The 14,574-nt window shown below is 60.8% G+C and carries 13 protein-coding genes; 12 read left to right on the forward strand and 1 reads right to left on the reverse strand.

Annotated elements, in window-relative coordinates; genetic code table 11:
- The first annotated feature begins 1 nt into the window (after nucleotide 1).
- Nucleotides 2-2,278 carry an ATP-dependent DNA helicase RecG gene (locus tag EWV35_RS03360; RefSeq protein WP_129658099.1) on the forward strand — a complete coding sequence of 759 codons (2,277 nt, stop codon included), beginning with the start codon at nucleotides 2-4 and terminating at the stop codon, nucleotides 2,276-2,278.
- Between the two features lie 71 nt (nucleotides 2,279-2,349).
- Entirely contained in the window at nucleotides 2,350-2,913 is a 564-nt protein-coding gene (gene rsmD / locus EWV35_RS03365) for a 16S rRNA (guanine(966)-N(2))-methyltransferase RsmD (RefSeq protein ID WP_129658101.1), read from the forward strand.
- Between the two features lie 38 nt (nucleotides 2,914-2,951).
- Here rsmD and EWV35_RS03370 read toward each other — a convergent pair whose 3' ends face one another.
- Nucleotides 2,952-4,220, reverse strand: coding sequence for an aminotransferase class I/II-fold pyridoxal phosphate-dependent enzyme (locus EWV35_RS03370; protein WP_129658103.1), 1,269 nt, complete (start codon nucleotides 4,218-4,220; stop codon nucleotides 2,952-2,954).
- A gap of 104 nt (nucleotides 4,221-4,324) precedes the next feature.
- Between EWV35_RS03370 and coaD the strand changes: the two genes are divergently transcribed.
- The 10 genes from coaD (at nucleotide 4,325) to EWV35_RS03420 (ending at nucleotide 14,574) form a co-directional block, all read left to right on the forward strand.
- Complete coding sequence (gene coaD / locus EWV35_RS03375) at nucleotides 4,325-4,795, forward strand: pantetheine-phosphate adenylyltransferase (RefSeq protein WP_129658105.1); 471 nt, start codon at nucleotides 4,325-4,327, stop codon at nucleotides 4,793-4,795.
- 214 nt (nucleotides 4,796-5,009) lie between these two features.
- Nucleotides 5,010-5,522: a YceD family protein gene (locus EWV35_RS03380; protein WP_129658107.1), complete on the forward strand. Its 513-nt coding sequence runs from the start codon at nucleotides 5,010-5,012 to the stop codon at nucleotides 5,520-5,522.
- 2 nt (nucleotides 5,523-5,524) lie between these two features.
- The gene (gene rpmF, locus EWV35_RS03385; protein ID WP_129359819.1) at nucleotides 5,525-5,728 is read left to right on the forward strand and encodes a 50S ribosomal protein L32; all 204 of its coding nucleotides are present in this window, start codon (nucleotides 5,525-5,527) and stop codon (nucleotides 5,726-5,728) included.
- 9 nt (nucleotides 5,729-5,737) lie between these two features.
- A complete protein-coding gene (gene rnc, locus EWV35_RS03390) occupies nucleotides 5,738-6,472 on the forward strand; it encodes a ribonuclease III (RefSeq protein WP_129658109.1) in 735 nt (244 codons plus the stop codon).
- Nucleotides 6,465-7,406 carry a bifunctional DNA-formamidopyrimidine glycosylase/DNA-(apurinic or apyrimidinic site) lyase gene (gene mutM / locus EWV35_RS03395; RefSeq protein WP_129658110.1) on the forward strand — a complete coding sequence of 314 codons (942 nt, stop codon included), beginning with the start codon at nucleotides 6,465-6,467 and terminating at the stop codon, nucleotides 7,404-7,406. Before rnc ends, mutM (EWV35_RS03395) begins: the two co-directional genes overlap by 8 nt.
- 206 nt (nucleotides 7,407-7,612) lie before the next feature.
- Nucleotides 7,613-8,452 (forward strand): bifunctional DNA-formamidopyrimidine glycosylase/DNA-(apurinic or apyrimidinic site) lyase, encoded by an 840-nt coding sequence (mutM, locus tag EWV35_RS03400; protein ID WP_129658112.1) that lies wholly within the window; start codon nucleotides 7,613-7,615, stop codon nucleotides 8,450-8,452.
- A gap of 95 nt (nucleotides 8,453-8,547) precedes the next feature.
- Nucleotides 8,548-9,522, forward strand: a complete 975-nt coding sequence (locus tag EWV35_RS03405) for a hypothetical protein (protein WP_129658114.1) — start codon at nucleotides 8,548-8,550, stop codon at nucleotides 9,520-9,522.
- A 909-nt stretch (nucleotides 9,523-10,431) separates the two neighbouring features.
- Nucleotides 10,432-10,620 carry a helix-turn-helix domain-containing protein gene (locus EWV35_RS03410; protein WP_129658116.1) on the forward strand — a complete coding sequence of 63 codons (189 nt, stop codon included), beginning with the start codon at nucleotides 10,432-10,434 and terminating at the stop codon, nucleotides 10,618-10,620.
- Between the two features lie 8 nt (nucleotides 10,621-10,628).
- Nucleotides 10,629-13,901, forward strand: a complete 3,273-nt coding sequence (locus tag EWV35_RS03415) for a helicase-related protein (protein WP_129658118.1) — start codon at nucleotides 10,629-10,631, stop codon at nucleotides 13,899-13,901.
- Nucleotides 13,894-14,574, forward strand: coding sequence for a DUF4391 domain-containing protein (locus tag EWV35_RS03420; RefSeq protein ID WP_129658120.1), 681 nt, complete (start codon nucleotides 13,894-13,896; stop codon nucleotides 14,572-14,574). Before EWV35_RS03415 ends, EWV35_RS03420 begins: the two co-directional genes overlap by 8 nt.

The raw sequence follows: 14,574 nt of genomic DNA on the forward strand, positions 1-14,574 counted from the left end.
CATGGGCGAAAAGCCCGAGCTGCCGGAAGAACGATCCCTTCGCTCGGTTCTGCATCCGAAAACAGCAGAGGCCATTGCTCGGCACCTTGAGCTCGAAACCGTGGGCCAACTGATGGAGTACTTTCCGCGACGCTACCTCCCGCGGGGCGAACTGACTCGGTTCGCGGACCTGACGCTCGGTCAGGACGTTTCGATCATCTCTCGGATCCTGTCCGTGAGCACACGGAGGCTGCACACCCGACGAGGCTCGATTGCGGAAGTGACAGTGACCGATCAGCTCGCCCCGGAAGGAACGGAGACGGGGCGCGTGGACAACGGACTCGGTGGTCGCTTAGACGGGTTGGCCGCTTCGGGCATGGTTCCTCCGGACAGCCCAGCTCCCGGCAACGTCATGACCTTGTCCTTCTTTAACGCGTGGACGGCATCCAAAGACTTGGCGGTGGGGGACCACGTCATGTTCTCCGGGAAGGTCAACGAGTTCAGGGGACAACTGACCTTGACCAATCCGCACTACGCCGTTCTGACCGACACCGGCCAAGCCGGGGTGTCTGGGGATGAACCGGACCCATTGGTCGCACCTTTGCCCGTTTACCCTGCCACCGCCAAATACACCACTGACAGGATTGCGGCGTCCGTCGCGACGGTCTTGGACAAAGTTGATCTGCGGCAGTGCGCAGATCCGGTACCCGAGGATCTCCGCTTGCGGCACCGGCTCATGACTGCACCCCAAGCCTACGAGGCCATCCATCGGCCGCGTGACGATGAAGAACCGCACAAGGCTCTTCGATATTTCAGGTATCGAGAGGCCCTGGTGCTCCAGACAGTTCTGGCGAGAAGGGCCTCCGTTCTCGACGCTCAACGCACGAGCCCGTACCCGGCGCGACCTGCAGGCGTGCGCGAGGCCTTCGACACGAACCTTCCCTTCAGGCTGACGGACGGGCAGTGCCGCGTCGGCGAGGAAATAGCCGCGGACATCTCCAGAGAGAGCCCAATGAACAGACTTCTCCAGGGAGACGTCGGATCGGGCAAGACTCTCGTTGCCCTGCGAGCCATGCTGCAGGTCGTTGATGCTGGGGGCCAGTCCGCCATGTTGGCGCCGACCGAGGTATTGGCGACTCAGCATTTTCGCTCAATCCTTGATACCCTCGGCCCGCTCGCCGGGGACGTCGGCGTCGTGGTGCTGACCTCATCCATGTCGGCGGGTGCGAAGAGACAAGCCTTGCTGGACATAGCCAGCGGCGCGGCCGGAATCGTGATCGGTACACACGCGCTTCTGGGGGAGAGAGTCTCGTTCGCTTCACTGGGACTGGTCGTCGTGGACGAGCAGCACCGGTTCGGCGTGCGGCAACGTCACTCCCTGGCCGGCACCGACGGGGAACCGGTTCATCGGCTTGTGATGACAGCGACGCCGATCCCGCGTTCGGTCGCCATGACAGTCTTCGGCGACTTGGACGTATCCGTCCTCGACGAACTTCCCGCCGGACGCCAAGAGGTTTCGACCCACGTTGTTTCACTCGCGGACCACCCAGCTTGGGAAGGTCGCTTGTGGCAACGGGCGAGGGAAGAGGTCGACGCGGGTCGTCAGGTATTCGTCGTGGTCCCCACGATCGGCGACGACGCCCCGACATCGACACCCACCGGGGGACAAGACGTGCCGGATTCGCCATTGCAGTCCGTAGAAGGCCTGAACCGCAAGCTGGCCTCCTCGCCTGCCCTGGCGGGAACTCGCCTGGCCACGCTCCATGGGCGCATGGACGGAGCAGAGAAGGCCGAAGTCATGAACCGCATGGCCGATGGAAAAGTGGACATCTTGGTCGCAACCACCGTCATCGAGGTCGGAGTCGACATCCCCAATGCAAGCCTCATGATCATCATGGATGCGGACAGGCTCGGCATTTCGACCCTCCACCAATTGCGAGGGCGAATCGGCCGTGGAGGACTCGAGGGGACGTGTTTGTTGGTTACAGAGCAAAATTCCGATGGGCCCTCTATGCCGCGATTGCAGGCTGTGGCCTCGACGCGCGACGGTTTCGAATTGTCCACTCTCGACCTGGAACAACGCAGAGAAGGCGACATCCTCGGCGACAGTCAGTCTGGCCATCGATCCGCTCTGAAAAATCTCTCCGTGCTTCGTCACGCGAAGATCATCGAGCAGGCCCGTTCGGATGCGAGAGCTCTCGTGGAGCGGGACCCGGATCTGACCGGGGCTCCGGATCTGTTGCGCGCCGTACGGGAAGTCGGGGACCAAGCGAGCACCGAGTACTTGTATCGAGGGTAATTCACACTTGAAGGTCGGGCTCCAGGGCAAGGCACCCTGGTAACTCGGCGAAGCGATGGAGGAATCACGCTATGAGCCGCATTATTGCCGGGGTGGCTGGCGGAAGCCGTTTGGCATCCGTCAAAGGGCAGAACACACGTCCGACAACCGACCGTGTCAAAGAGGCCCTGTTCTCTCGTCTGGAAACCTACGACGTGGTGCGTGATGCTCACGTTCTGGACATTTTCGCAGGCTCCGGCGCACTTGGTCTTGAGGCCGCGAGCCGCGGTGCCGCGGCCGTGACCCTCGTAGATCGCGACCATGCCGCTCTCGAGGCCTGTACACGCAACCGGCGGACACTCGAGAAATCCGGGGTTCCCGCTCGTATCCAGGTCGTCAGTTCGTCGGCCGCCACGTATTTGAAACGAGGCGAAGGTCCCTGGGACCTGGTCTTTGTCGACCCTCCCTACGCCATGTCGGAGGCTGAACTGAAGACCCTGCTCGAGGTCATGGCTCCCTCGCTGGCCGGCGATGCCGTCGTCGTCGTGGAGCGTTCGACCCGAAGTCTCGAGCCCGAGTGGGGGACAAGCCTTCGACGTTTCGGCCATCGAACGTACGGTGAGACCTCCCTATGGTTCGCGGAACCGGAGGCCTGAGCATCACCGTGAACTGAGTGACCTAGGCTAGGAGATGGTCACAAACCCGCAGTCCCCAATTTCTCCGTGGCTTCCCGGAGCACATCCGGTCGTTTGCAGAATGCGAAGCGCACCCAATCCGCGTACAAATGCCGGTTCTGCGGTGTGGCGAACGCCTGCAAAGGCACGACAGCGACCCCTGCGTTTGCAGGAAGTGTCTCAGCTATCTCGATGCCGTCCTTGCCCCATGAAGCGGGTACATTCTCCGTCGAGGCCACGGCGAAGAAAGTCCCTTCGGGCTTGACGGGGTTGAACGCCCCGCCGGTCAAACCCTCAAGGAGCGTTTGTCTCTGATTCAGGTACTGGTCCTTCAACTCCGCGTAGAAATCGGTCTGACGCGCCCAGCGCATGGTTTGGGCTACAGCCCATTGCGCGGGAGCCGCTGCCGAGTGGGACAGATACCCCTTGGTTACCCGGAGACCGCGGGTCAGCTCGGGCGGTGCGACCGCCCAACCGACCCGCCACCCCGTAATAGAAAAAGTCTTGGAAGCCGAGGAAACACGAATCGTGCGGTCGCGGCCGGTCTCCAGGGAGGCCGGGTCCACGGTCTCTCGATCAAATGCCAAGTGTTCGTAAACCGAGTCCGTGAGGATGATGGCATCTTTTTCGGCGGCGAGTTCCGCTATCAGAGACATCGTCTTGGGATCGAATACCTTACCCGTGGGATTGTGTGGGTCGTTGACGACGACCATGCACGTACGCTCCGTAAAGGCTGCGCGAAGTCGTTCGGGATCCGGGTCGAAGGTCGGCGGAAGCAGAGGGACGGTCACGATTTCAGCGCCCGTCAGACCGGCGATAGCAGGGTAAAGGTCGTAGAACGGCTCGAAAAGAATGATCTCGTCGCCGGGGGAGAGGAAAGCGAGCATCGAGGCGGTCAACGCTTCGGTCGCACCGGCAGTAATGGTGATTTCCGAATCGGCATCGGGACGACGCCGTCCGTGCAGCGACTCGTGCTCGGCCAGTTCCGCGCGTAGTTCCGGTGCCCCTGCGATGGTTGAGTACTGGTTCTTGCCGTCACTCACGGCACGATCCAGTGCGGCCGCGAGGACATCAGGGCCGTCGGTGTCGGGGAAGCCTTGCCCCAAGTTGATGGCGTCATATGTGACTGCAAGCGCGCTCATTTCCTCGAAGATCGTCGAGGACAGGCGACCATTCGGGTCCATCAAGCCCGCGGATTCGGCGAGCCGTTTCCACGGAGGGGCTACGGCGGAGCGAGCGCCGCAAGAAGTCGAATACGTACTGGTCAGGGGAGTCTGGTGAACAGGCATGCCTATATCGTAGGCAGGATCACATGTTTCATCCGACACGGCGCCATGATCAATGACAGGTTGGCGTGGAGCGTCCCCCTGACGGCTCCTGATACTTTGGTGGCATGAGTCTTGCCGTTTGCCCGGGTTCATTCGACCCCATTCACAACGGACACGTCGAAGTCATCACGCGCGCCACCAAAATCTTTTCAGGCGGAGTGATCGTTGCCGTGTCCAATAATCCCGCCAAGAAATACCGCTTCAGCCTCGAGGAACGCCTCGATATGGTCGGTGAAGTTTTCGGGTGGCTCGACGGGGTCACGGTCGAACCGATGTCCGATGGTCTTCTGGCTGATTTTGCTCGGACAAAAGGCGCGACGGCCATCGTCAAGGGGCTGCGCGACTCCAAAGATTTCGAATACGAGGCACCCATGGCCACGATGAACCGCAATATCAGCGGCGTCGAGACGGTGTTCCTCGCGGCAGACCCCAAGAACGGTCACCTGTCCTCGTCGATCATCAAAGAAGTTTCGTCCTTCAACGGAGACATTCGCAGTTTTGTGCCCCGTTCGGTCGCGCGACGCCTCGACGAATAGCTTCTCGACGACCTCGGGGAGCCCACGACCCGTGCTGGCTTATGATGTTAAGCACAGCCGTTAGCTACACGTTGCTTGAGGCTTGTGGGCTCAGCCAGTCCTGAGTAGGCTGATCAGTCGGTCATCACGTCGGATTCAGGAGTTCATCATCAAGCATGACAATTCATCGTCCCTGAGGTTTACGGTCAGGGACCTGGCCAAGCGCCCCGGGACCATGGATACTCTCGATGAGACCGTGGCCGCGCCCAAAGACCTCGGGAATGCTCTCATCGGAGCGCCCGAAGGTTCGGAAATCATGCTCAACCTCCGCCTCGAATCGGTGCATGATGGTATCTTGGTTAGTGGTGTTGCCTCCGTGGAAGTTCATGGAGAGTGCAGCCGGTGCCTGGACCCCATCGATTATCCGGTTTCGGCTGACATTCAAGAGCTGTATGTTTTTGAACCTGCACCTGAAGGCCCGTCGCAAGACGAAGCAGACGAGCAGTACCGCGTCGAGGACGATTCGATCGATCTCGAGCCGGTTCTGCGGGATGCGGTCATAACGCAACTGCCGTTCCAGCCCGTGTGTCGGGAAGATTGTCAGGGGCTGTGCTCCGAATGCGGAGTGCGCCTGGACGAGAATCCCGATCATCACCACGAGGTTCTGGATCCTCGCTGGTCGGCCCTAACCGGGCTGCTCGGTGCGGAGACCGCAAACGAGACAACCGAGACGAGAGAAGAGAGATAGCCGTGGCTGTTCCCAAGCGGAAAATGTCCCGTGCCAATACGCGCGCACGTCGCTCCCAGTGGAAGGCAACCGCGCCTCAGCTGGTCAAGACCGTTGAAAACGGCAAGGTGACGTACAGCCTTCCCCACCAGGCGAAGGTCGTCACCGATTCCGCCGGCACCCCGCTGTACCTCGAGTACAAGGGCCGCAAGGTGGCTGACGTCTAAGACGTCCTTATGACTACCGTGAAAAACGGAGAGCTCCTGAAGCGTCTCGGTGTCGACATAGACGCCGAGACGCTTCAGCTTGCGCTCACACATCGATCATTTGCTTACGAGAACGGGCCGCTCCCGCACAATGAGCGGCTCGAATTCCTGGGCGATTCCGTACTCGGCCTGGCGGTGACCACCGAGCTGTACAACCGTTTTCCAGATCTTTCTGAAGGCGAATTGGCCAAGCGACGCGCCGCCGTCGTGTCCGAACGCTCCCTTGCCGCCATCGCACGCTCCCTCGACTTGGGCCCCCATATCCGGCTCGGGCGGGGCGAATTGCTGACTCATGGAGACGACAAGGACTCGATTCTGGCCGACACGATGGAAGCTCTCTTCGGAGCGACCTTCATTTCATGCGGTGACGGATGCGCCAGGGACCTCGTCCTGCGTTTGACCGGGGCTCTGCTCGATGACGCGTTCGTCCTTGGAGCCGGACGTGATTGGAAGACAGAGATCCAGGAATTGGCTGCCGAACTCGATATGGGTGACATCCAGTACGTCGTGACCGGTACAGGCCCGGACCACGCCCGAGTCTTCGAAGCTCAATTGGAAATCAGTGACAAAGTCTACGGGGTAGGCAGCGGGTCTGCGAAGAAGCATGCGGAGCGGGCCGCGGCCGAAGCCGCTTACCGTTACCTCACATCCCAAGAAGACGCGCCGACGACTCGGCTCCGCGCGGACGCATCGGAAAGTGCCTGAGCTTCCCGAAGTAGAGGTCGTTCGGTCGGGACTTGCCCGGCACCTCCTCGGTGCGCGAATCGAAGCGGTCGATGTGCTCGACGCACGTTCCCTGCGTCGCCACACCGGATCCGTCGACAGTTTTCCCGACTCGCTGGTCGGCGGAACTATCCGCGACGTCTGCCGACGCGGCAAGTACATGTGGTTGAGGCTGTCGCGTGGATCGGAAAGCCGGGAGCACGAGGACTTGCTCTGCGAGACCAGGGCCGTGGTCGTTCACCTCGGAATGAGCGGACAGACGCTCCTCAAACCATCGATGGCTCCGCTCGAACGTCATTTGCGAATACGCTGGGCGCTCAGGCGAGCCGACGGCGAGATCCTCGAACTGAGGTTCGTGGATCAGCGCATTTTCGGCGGCATGTACCTCGATCCGGTCGTGGACGTGACCGATGAGTCCGGCACCCCCGTTCCCGCCGCTTCGACGAGCGTTCTCGGGCTCCCCGAGATTCCCTCGACGGTGGCTCACATCGGCCGAGACCCTCTGGACCCCCATTTCGACCAAGCATCGTTCCGGCGGCGTCTGAGAGCCACATCCAGCGGAATCAAACGCGTGCTACTGGACCAGAACACGATTTCCGGGATCGGCAATATCTATGCGGACGAGGCGCTGTGGCGGGCAAGGCTTCACTACGCGAAACAGGCACGATCCCTGACAAAAACCCAGGCCCAAGAACTGCTCACCGCGTGCACGGTCGTCATGACCGAGGCATTGGCCGAAGGCGGAACCAGTTTCGACGCGTTGTACGTCAACGTCAACGGCGAGTCGGGACGTTATGCATTGAACGTCTATGGGCGTTCTGGACAGCCGTGCAGGCACTGCGGAACTCCAATTCTACGTGAAAAAATTGGCGGTCGCTCTAGCCACTTTTGCCCGCGCTGCCAGCGGAAACGTTGAGTTCGGGCGCTTCGCGTCCGTGGCTCGTGCCCACTGTCGGGATGTCATTGGTTCGACAGGTTGTACGTCAATGTCAGATTGTGGGAAGTAGCTTACTTCTTACGTTGCATGACGTTGACTCAATATGGCCAGAGTCGGTGTCGCGATTGGGTGATGCTGGTCGGGCATCCATCGCGTTGGAGTAAGGACGAAGCGAGCAGTGGAGAATGCCTGAGCTCCCTGAAGTCGAGGTTGTGCGTCGAGGACTTGACGATCACGTCCGTGGCCGGACGATTGCCACCGCCGTCATTCGACACCCGCGGGCCGCGCATCGGCATACGGCTGGCCCTGAGGATCTCGCAGCGCGGATGGTCGGTGCGACGATCACGGGGACTGGGCGTCGTGGCAAGTACGTCTGGCTGATCCTGGATAATCGGGACGCGCTGCTCATGCATCTGGGGATGAGCGGTCAGATGCTCATCACGTCGCCTGATGTGGCTGTCGCCCCGCACGAGCGGGCACGGTTTACCTTCACCGATGGCGGCAGTGATCCGCGCTTCGAGGATCAGCGCACTTTTGGTCATCTGATGTTCGACGAGGGCGGAGCGGTGTTGCCGTCGTCGATTGTCCATATCGCGCGGGATCCTTTCGACCCGCAGTTCGATCGAGCCGCGGCGGTTGCGCGGATCAAGACCAGACGCACCGGGATCAAACGCGCGTTACTGGATCAGACGGTGCTGTCTGGCGTCGGGAACATCTACGCCGACGAAGCGCTCTGGACTGCCGAGGTGCACGGCGAGACAGCGGCGTCCTCGCTGACCGAGCCGAGGATCTCGGCCGCGATCGATGCGGCGCGAGAAGTCATGGCGGCTGCACTCGCCCAAGGCGGAACCTCGTTCGATGAGCTTTATGTCGACGTGGCGGGCAGCAGTGGATACTTTTCCCGCAGCTTGAAAGTCTATGGGCTTGCGGGGCTTCCCTGCCCGCGCTGCGGTAGCCCGATCGTACGGGCGAAGTTCATGAACCGATCCAGCCACTTCTGCCCCAACTGTCAGTTGCGACGCTAGGTCATGGGCGAGACATGACCGCTGAACTGCGCGCGAGCTGATCGGGTGCGACTGTAATCGCCCTCTCTAGCTCAGAGCACCGGGATAATGGAGCCATGGAACGACCCATCGACTTCTCGCGCGAACGGCACATGTTGTGCGGCGGCTGCGGTCACAGGTTCGTCGTCGACCTGGACTGGATCGACCGCTGGGAGCAGAGCAGAGAGAAGTGCCCCGGCTGCGGCCTGACCTGTGAGAACGAGGAAGCGCCCCGGGTGACGGTGGATCCTGGCGATCTGGCGCTCGACGACGACCGGGTCGCTCAGCTCTCCTGGTACCACACGAGCACCCAGCCGGACTGGCCGGCGAGGGACTTCGACCCGGCGGCGGACCTGACGTCTGAGACTCGCCTGATGATGGGCGGCGACGAGCGGGTCGCCGCGTGGACTGCGCGCCAGCACGCGAAAGCGCTCCACGTTGGCACGTACGAGGCCGCGGTACACAACATGCTGCGGCGGATGCGCGACCAGGCCGACCACGGTCGCCAGTTCTACCTGTACCGAGTGCACCTGAAATCCTCGGTCGTAGTTCGGGAGGGCTGGCTCATTGACCCGAGCAACTGGCTCGGCGACGTCGTCCTCGACGAGGTCTGCCCTGAGGATATAGACGTCGCCCGTTACTTGAACTACCACGAGGACCCCGGAGGGCTCTCGCTAGCTCTTGGACGTGGTGCGATCGCTACCGTGCAGCAGGTCGCGGTTCCACTGCCCGAGGCCAGCGAAAGTGACTGGTCGAGCGAGGCTGTCACCGCCCTCGAAAGCGTTTCCGACGTGCTGATCCCGGCGACGGGGAAGCTGGGCAGGTTCATGCGTCCTTCGTCGCCGCAAGCCGAGCTTGGACGTGAGCTCGGGGTGGTTCTCGCCGGGAACCTACCGGTCAACCTGCGGCGTCAGTTCGAGTCGGCCGTGGCGTTCGCTGAGGGGGAGGACCCGGTGAAGTGGGCGCGCCGCGCGAACGGCCTGTTCGATCTGATCGCGGACCCGGGCCGCGTGCTGGCCGAGCTCGATCGACGAGAGTGCCGCACGATTTGAGAATGAGCCCGCTGCCATGCCCGAGCTTCTCCAGGACTTGGGCAAAGAAAATCCCCCAAGTGCGCATCGTGGAGAGGCGTGGGGGATGTAGTGATCTTAGGTTAGCACGGAATGAACGACTCCTGCTCAGTCCGCGTAGACCTTCCCAGCTATGCGTCACGTGACCAGGCCTCGGCCAGCCCACATAGAACCTCGTGTGGTTGAGGACCTCGGTCATCTCCTCCGTGGCAGTGGTGCCGTGGAGCCAAGGCCTGCAGTGTGTGCGAAAGACCGGGCTACCTGAATGGGGCGGCTTCTACTAAACCGGTCGGTCGCCATCGGGGCCGGCTTGTTCACGCCGAAGGTCACCCGCACGTGCTTCTCCGGATGGGTGACGATTTCGGCGACCAATGCGGCGACGCTCATGAGTGGGGCGGTGGTGCCCTTGAACGATTCGTCGCGCGTGGTAGTCCCGTAGGACACCGCCTCGATCTCGAATATCTACGTGGAGCGCAGCTAGTGTGGTCCAGCGGGTCGCGCCACGTTTGCTCGTCCTGCCGGCGGAAACGTTGATTCTCAGCTCACTCGGAGCGGCTCTCGCTGGAGGGATATCCAGGGGCGGATTGCAGTCTCGACTCGATCAACGTGATTGCATATTGGGAAGAATCTCGCTCGCTACTTACGTTGAGCGACGTTGACGTCAGCGGATCGAATCGTCGTGGGTAGCCCCTGGTCGGAGACTGGGCTTCGGCCTCGTCGGGTACGCCACGCAACTACCGCCAAGACGTTCCTCATTCTTCGCAGGCGGGGTTGCGGGGTCAGAACCCAGTTGAATGGGCGCAATCCAGGAGAGACCGACCAAAATCAGGGTACTACGGCTGATAGGATCCAAATTATGACCTCGCTCGATCTCAGGAAGACAGTGTCCTCGTGAGTGAGCCATGGCTGTCAGCCGACGATATTGCCACTCACCTGGGCATCACCAAGGAGACGATTTACGTCTTGATCGCGGACAAACGGATGCCCGCGCACAAAGTGGGACGTCTCTGGAAGTTCCAGGTCAGCGAGGTCGACGAGTGGGTGCGCGGTGGCGCTTCGAGCGAGGAAGAAGCTGAGTGAACTGACCTATGCACATAATTGACAACCTCAACGAACTCCTTGGCGACGATCTCAAGGCGTCGATCAAGCCCGGGTCGAAGCTTCGCATCGCTGCGTCGACGTTCTCAATCTTCGCGTTCGAGGCGCTGAAGAATGAGCTTCAGTCCATCAAGGAATTGGAGTTCGTCTTTACCGCGCCGTCGTTTACGACGACGAAGGCGACTGACAAATCTGCGCCGGAGGAACGGCAGTTTTTCATCCCGAACGACAAGAGTCGGGATTCTGCGTTGTATGGCACCGAGTTCGAGATTCGCCTGCGCAATAAGCTCACCCAGCGCGCCATTGCACGGGAATGTGCGGAGTGGGTGCAGCAGAAGGTAACGTTCCGGTCGAACCACACGGGTGCGCCGATGCAGTCGTTTGCCGTCGTCGATGACACCTCCACTTACGCGCCGCTACAGGGCTTCACTACGGCCGATCTCGGTTATGAGCGGGGGCCAGCGGTGTCAAACATGGTGCACAAGATCGACGACACGTCGTTCGCGCAGCAGTACATCCAGCTCTTCGACCAGATCTGGCATAGTCCTGACCAGCTCGATGATGTGACTGAGGTGGTGAGTGACCATATCGCCAGTGTGTATGCGGAAAACTCCCCGCAACGGGTGTACTTCCTGATCCTCTACAACCTATTCAGCGAGTTCCTCGATGACATCAGTGAGGATGTCCTACCCAACGACCTGACCGGATACCAAGACACCGAGGTCTGGAAAGGGTTGTACAACTTCCAGAAGGACGCAGCGACGGGCGCGATCAACAAGCTGGAAACCTACAACGGCTGTATCCTCGCCGACAGCGTAGGCTTGGGTAAGACGTTCACGGCGTTGGCAGTGATCAAGTACTACGAGCTGCGCAACAAGTCCGTGCTCGTGCTTGCACCGAAGAAACTCGCTGATAACTGGACGAACTACAACTCGAACTACACGACGAACATATTCGCCAAGGACCGCTTTAACTACGACGTACTCGCCCACACCGACCTTTCGCGCGACCGCGGCGAGTCGTTGGGTAAGCGCCTGGACCTGATCAACTGGGGCAACTACGACCTGGTCATCATCGACGAGTCGCACAACTTCCGGAACGCCGACTACGTCCAGGAGCGCGAGACCCGCTACCAGCGCCTCATGCGCAAGGTCATTCGTGAGGGCGTGAAAACCAAGGTGCTGATGCTCTCGGCGACGCCGGTGAACAACCGCTTCAACGACCTGCGTAACCAGCTTGCCTTGGCTTATGAGGGCGACTCGGCACAGCTCACCGAGAAGCTGAATATACAGACTTCAATCGAGGAGATCTTCCGGCAGGCCCAGCGCGTCTTCAACGAGTGGAGTGAACTGCCTGCTGAGGACCGCACGACTGACGCAATCCTCACCCGGCTGGACTTCGACTTCTTCGAGTTGCTCGACGCGGTTACGATCGCCCGCTCGCGCAAGCATATTCAGGCATTCTACGACACCACCGATATCGGTGCGTTCCCCGAACGGCTGAAGCCCGAGTCACTGAGCCCACCCCTGACCGATCTGGAGGATGCGCCGACATTCAACGAGATATTCGAGCAACTCCAGCTCCTCAGTCTTGCCGTGTACACGCCGCTGGCGTATGTGTTCCCAAGCCGCCGAGACAAGTATGAGCAGCTCTACGGCGCGGGCTCGGGCCAGAACTACATGGGCGGGGAAACAGCGAACCTGGGTGCTGGCAGCCGCGAGCAGGGTATCCGCAAGCTCATGACGGTGAACTTGCTTAAGCGTTTGGAGTCCAGCGTCGAGGCGTTCCGGCTCACCCTGAGCCGGTTGGAAGGCACAGTCGCCGAGGCGATGGAAGCCGTCGACAACCACGCGGCGAACATCGCCGACGTCGTCTCAGTGATCACTGATATCGACGCCGACGATGACGACTTTGAGTTCCCCGCCAGCGGCACGGTCGGCCGTAAGGTGCAGATCGACCTGGCCGACATGGATATCGAGTCATGGAGTCGCGAACTCGTGAACGACAGCAAGGTTATCCAGCAGCTCCTCGCCTCGATTAGCGGAATCACCCCCGAGCGCGACTCTAAACTCGGCGCGCTGCGCGACCTGATCGCGGGCAAGTTCGCCCAGCCGTTGAATCCTGATAATTGCAAGGTACTGATCTTCTCCGCTTTCGCTGATACCGCCGAGTACCTCTACAAAAACCTCGCCCCGGCCCTCAAAAAACGCGGTTACGATACCGCCCTCGTCACCGGGCAGGGAAACCCTTCCACCACGGTCGGTAAGGGCTATGGATTCCAACAGACTCTGACCCTGTTCTCGCCGCGCTCAAAGCAGCGCCACATAGTGATGCCGAAAGAGAACTTCGAGATCGACGTACTGATCGGCACCGACTGTATAAGCGAGGGCCAGAACCTCCAAGACTGCGATTACCTGGTCAACTATGACATCCACTGGAACCCAGTGCGGATCATCCAGCGCTTCGGTCGCATCGATCGCATCGGCTCGACCAACGAGCGCGTTCAGCTTGTGAACTTCTGGCCCGACATCTCACTTGACGAATATATCAACCTGAAGGAGCGCGTTGAGAACCGCATGGTCGCCGCCAACCTTGGCGGCACCGGCGACGACAACATCCTTGACCCTGATGCCAGTGACGCTGCGTTCCGCAAAGAGCAGCTCCGCAAACTCCAGGACGAGGTCATCGAACTCGAAGACGTCCGTACCGGGGTCTCGATCACCGACCTCGGCCTAAACGACTTTCGCATGGATCTGCTCGGCTACATCAAGGAGTACGGGGACCTGGCCGGCACTCCAAAGGGCCTGCATGCGGTCGTACCCGCTGACCGTGGCAAAGGCCTGAAGCCCGGAGCATTGTTCGTGCTGAGAAACATCAACTCCGACGAGCACCTCAATCGTGGTAACCGGCTACATCCGCACTATCTCGTCTACCTCGACGAGGAGGGTCGGATGATCGGGGATCATACCGAGGCCAAGCAGCTGCTCGACTTGATCCGTGCAGGATGCCGCACCCGCGACGTACCCGCGTGGGAAGTGTGCCGCGTTTTCAATGATGCCACCCGTGACGGGGTCGAGATGGGCCAGTACAGTCACCTGCTCACCGAGGCGATCCGCTCCATGATCGATGTCACCGAAGAACGTGACGTCGACAGTCTCTTCAGCCCGGGCCACACCACCGCCCTCGTGCAGGCCATCGCCGGGCTCGACGACTTCGAGCTAATCGCCTTTCTTGCAGTTGTCGAGGAGCCCGCCAATGGCTAAGTCCGTCCTGTTTCGTTGGCCTCCGAACGCAGCGTTCGGACGTGCGGTGCCAAAGTCAAAGTTTTACGAGCACGGCAATGTCCGCACAGCCTTGCGCGAGAAATTCGTCGATGACATCCAGAGCATCACATGGGCCTACAAGCTTGCCGACGACACCATCCGACTGCGTGGTACGACGGCCGTGCCCGAGATTCAGGTCTTTGTGGTCGAGACCAAGGGGGCGGATGTCTCCGGCGACGTGCTTACGGCCATCGACAAGACCGTGCACTTCCCGATGATCTTCGAAGTGGCGAGCGGCGACCGGGTGCGCACCGTCGCTGCTCACAAGTCGCTCCACAGCAAAACCCCGACAATCGGCACGTACTTCACTACTGACTGGCAGCCCGCAGGCTCGACGCGCCGACAATTGCCTACCGCACTCGATTTGCCGAGCCTCTATGAAGCGATCTTCGGTGCCCTGTTGCCGTTGGAAATGCGGGCCGGGGAGACAGTTTCGGAGGCGACCAACAGACTGGACCGCGCCCGAAAGCTCGAGCGCGAGATCGCCGCGCTGGAGAAGAAGCTGCGCACCGAACCACAGCTCAAACGCAAGTTTGAACTCCGCAGCCAGCTCAAGGAACGCGCCACAATGCTCACCGAGCTGACCAACTCAGTACCGAGCAACAAGGAATGA

This window comes from Rothia uropygialis (genome assembly GCF_004137765.1).
Taxonomy (GTDB): domain Bacteria; phylum Actinomycetota; class Actinomycetes; order Actinomycetales; family Micrococcaceae; genus Rothia.

Coding starts and splice junctions, on each gene's coding strand:
- EWV35_RS03360 (WP_129658099.1), top strand. CDS start 2: ATGGGCGAAAAGCCCGAGCTGCCGGAAGAACGATCCCTTCGCTCGGTT.
- rsmD (WP_129658101.1), top strand. CDS start 2,350: ATGAGCCGCATTATTGCCGGGGTGGCTGGCGGAAGCCGTTTGGCATCC.
- EWV35_RS03370 (WP_129658103.1), bottom strand. CDS start 4,220: ATGCCTGTTCACCAGACTCCCCTGACCAGTACGTATTCGACTTCTTGC.
- coaD (WP_129658105.1), top strand. CDS start 4,325: ATGAGTCTTGCCGTTTGCCCGGGTTCATTCGACCCCATTCACAACGGA.
- EWV35_RS03380 (WP_129658107.1), top strand. CDS start 5,010: ATGGATACTCTCGATGAGACCGTGGCCGCGCCCAAAGACCTCGGGAAT.
- rnc (WP_129658109.1), top strand. CDS start 5,738: ATGACTACCGTGAAAAACGGAGAGCTCCTGAAGCGTCTCGGTGTCGAC.
- mutM (WP_129658112.1), top strand. CDS start 7,613: ATGCCTGAGCTCCCTGAAGTCGAGGTTGTGCGTCGAGGACTTGACGAT.
- EWV35_RS03405 (WP_129658114.1), top strand. CDS start 8,548: ATGGAACGACCCATCGACTTCTCGCGCGAACGGCACATGTTGTGCGGC.
- EWV35_RS03415 (WP_129658118.1), top strand. CDS start 10,629: ATGCACATAATTGACAACCTCAACGAACTCCTTGGCGACGATCTCAAG.
- EWV35_RS03420 (WP_129658120.1), top strand. CDS start 13,894: ATGGCTAAGTCCGTCCTGTTTCGTTGGCCTCCGAACGCAGCGTTCGGA.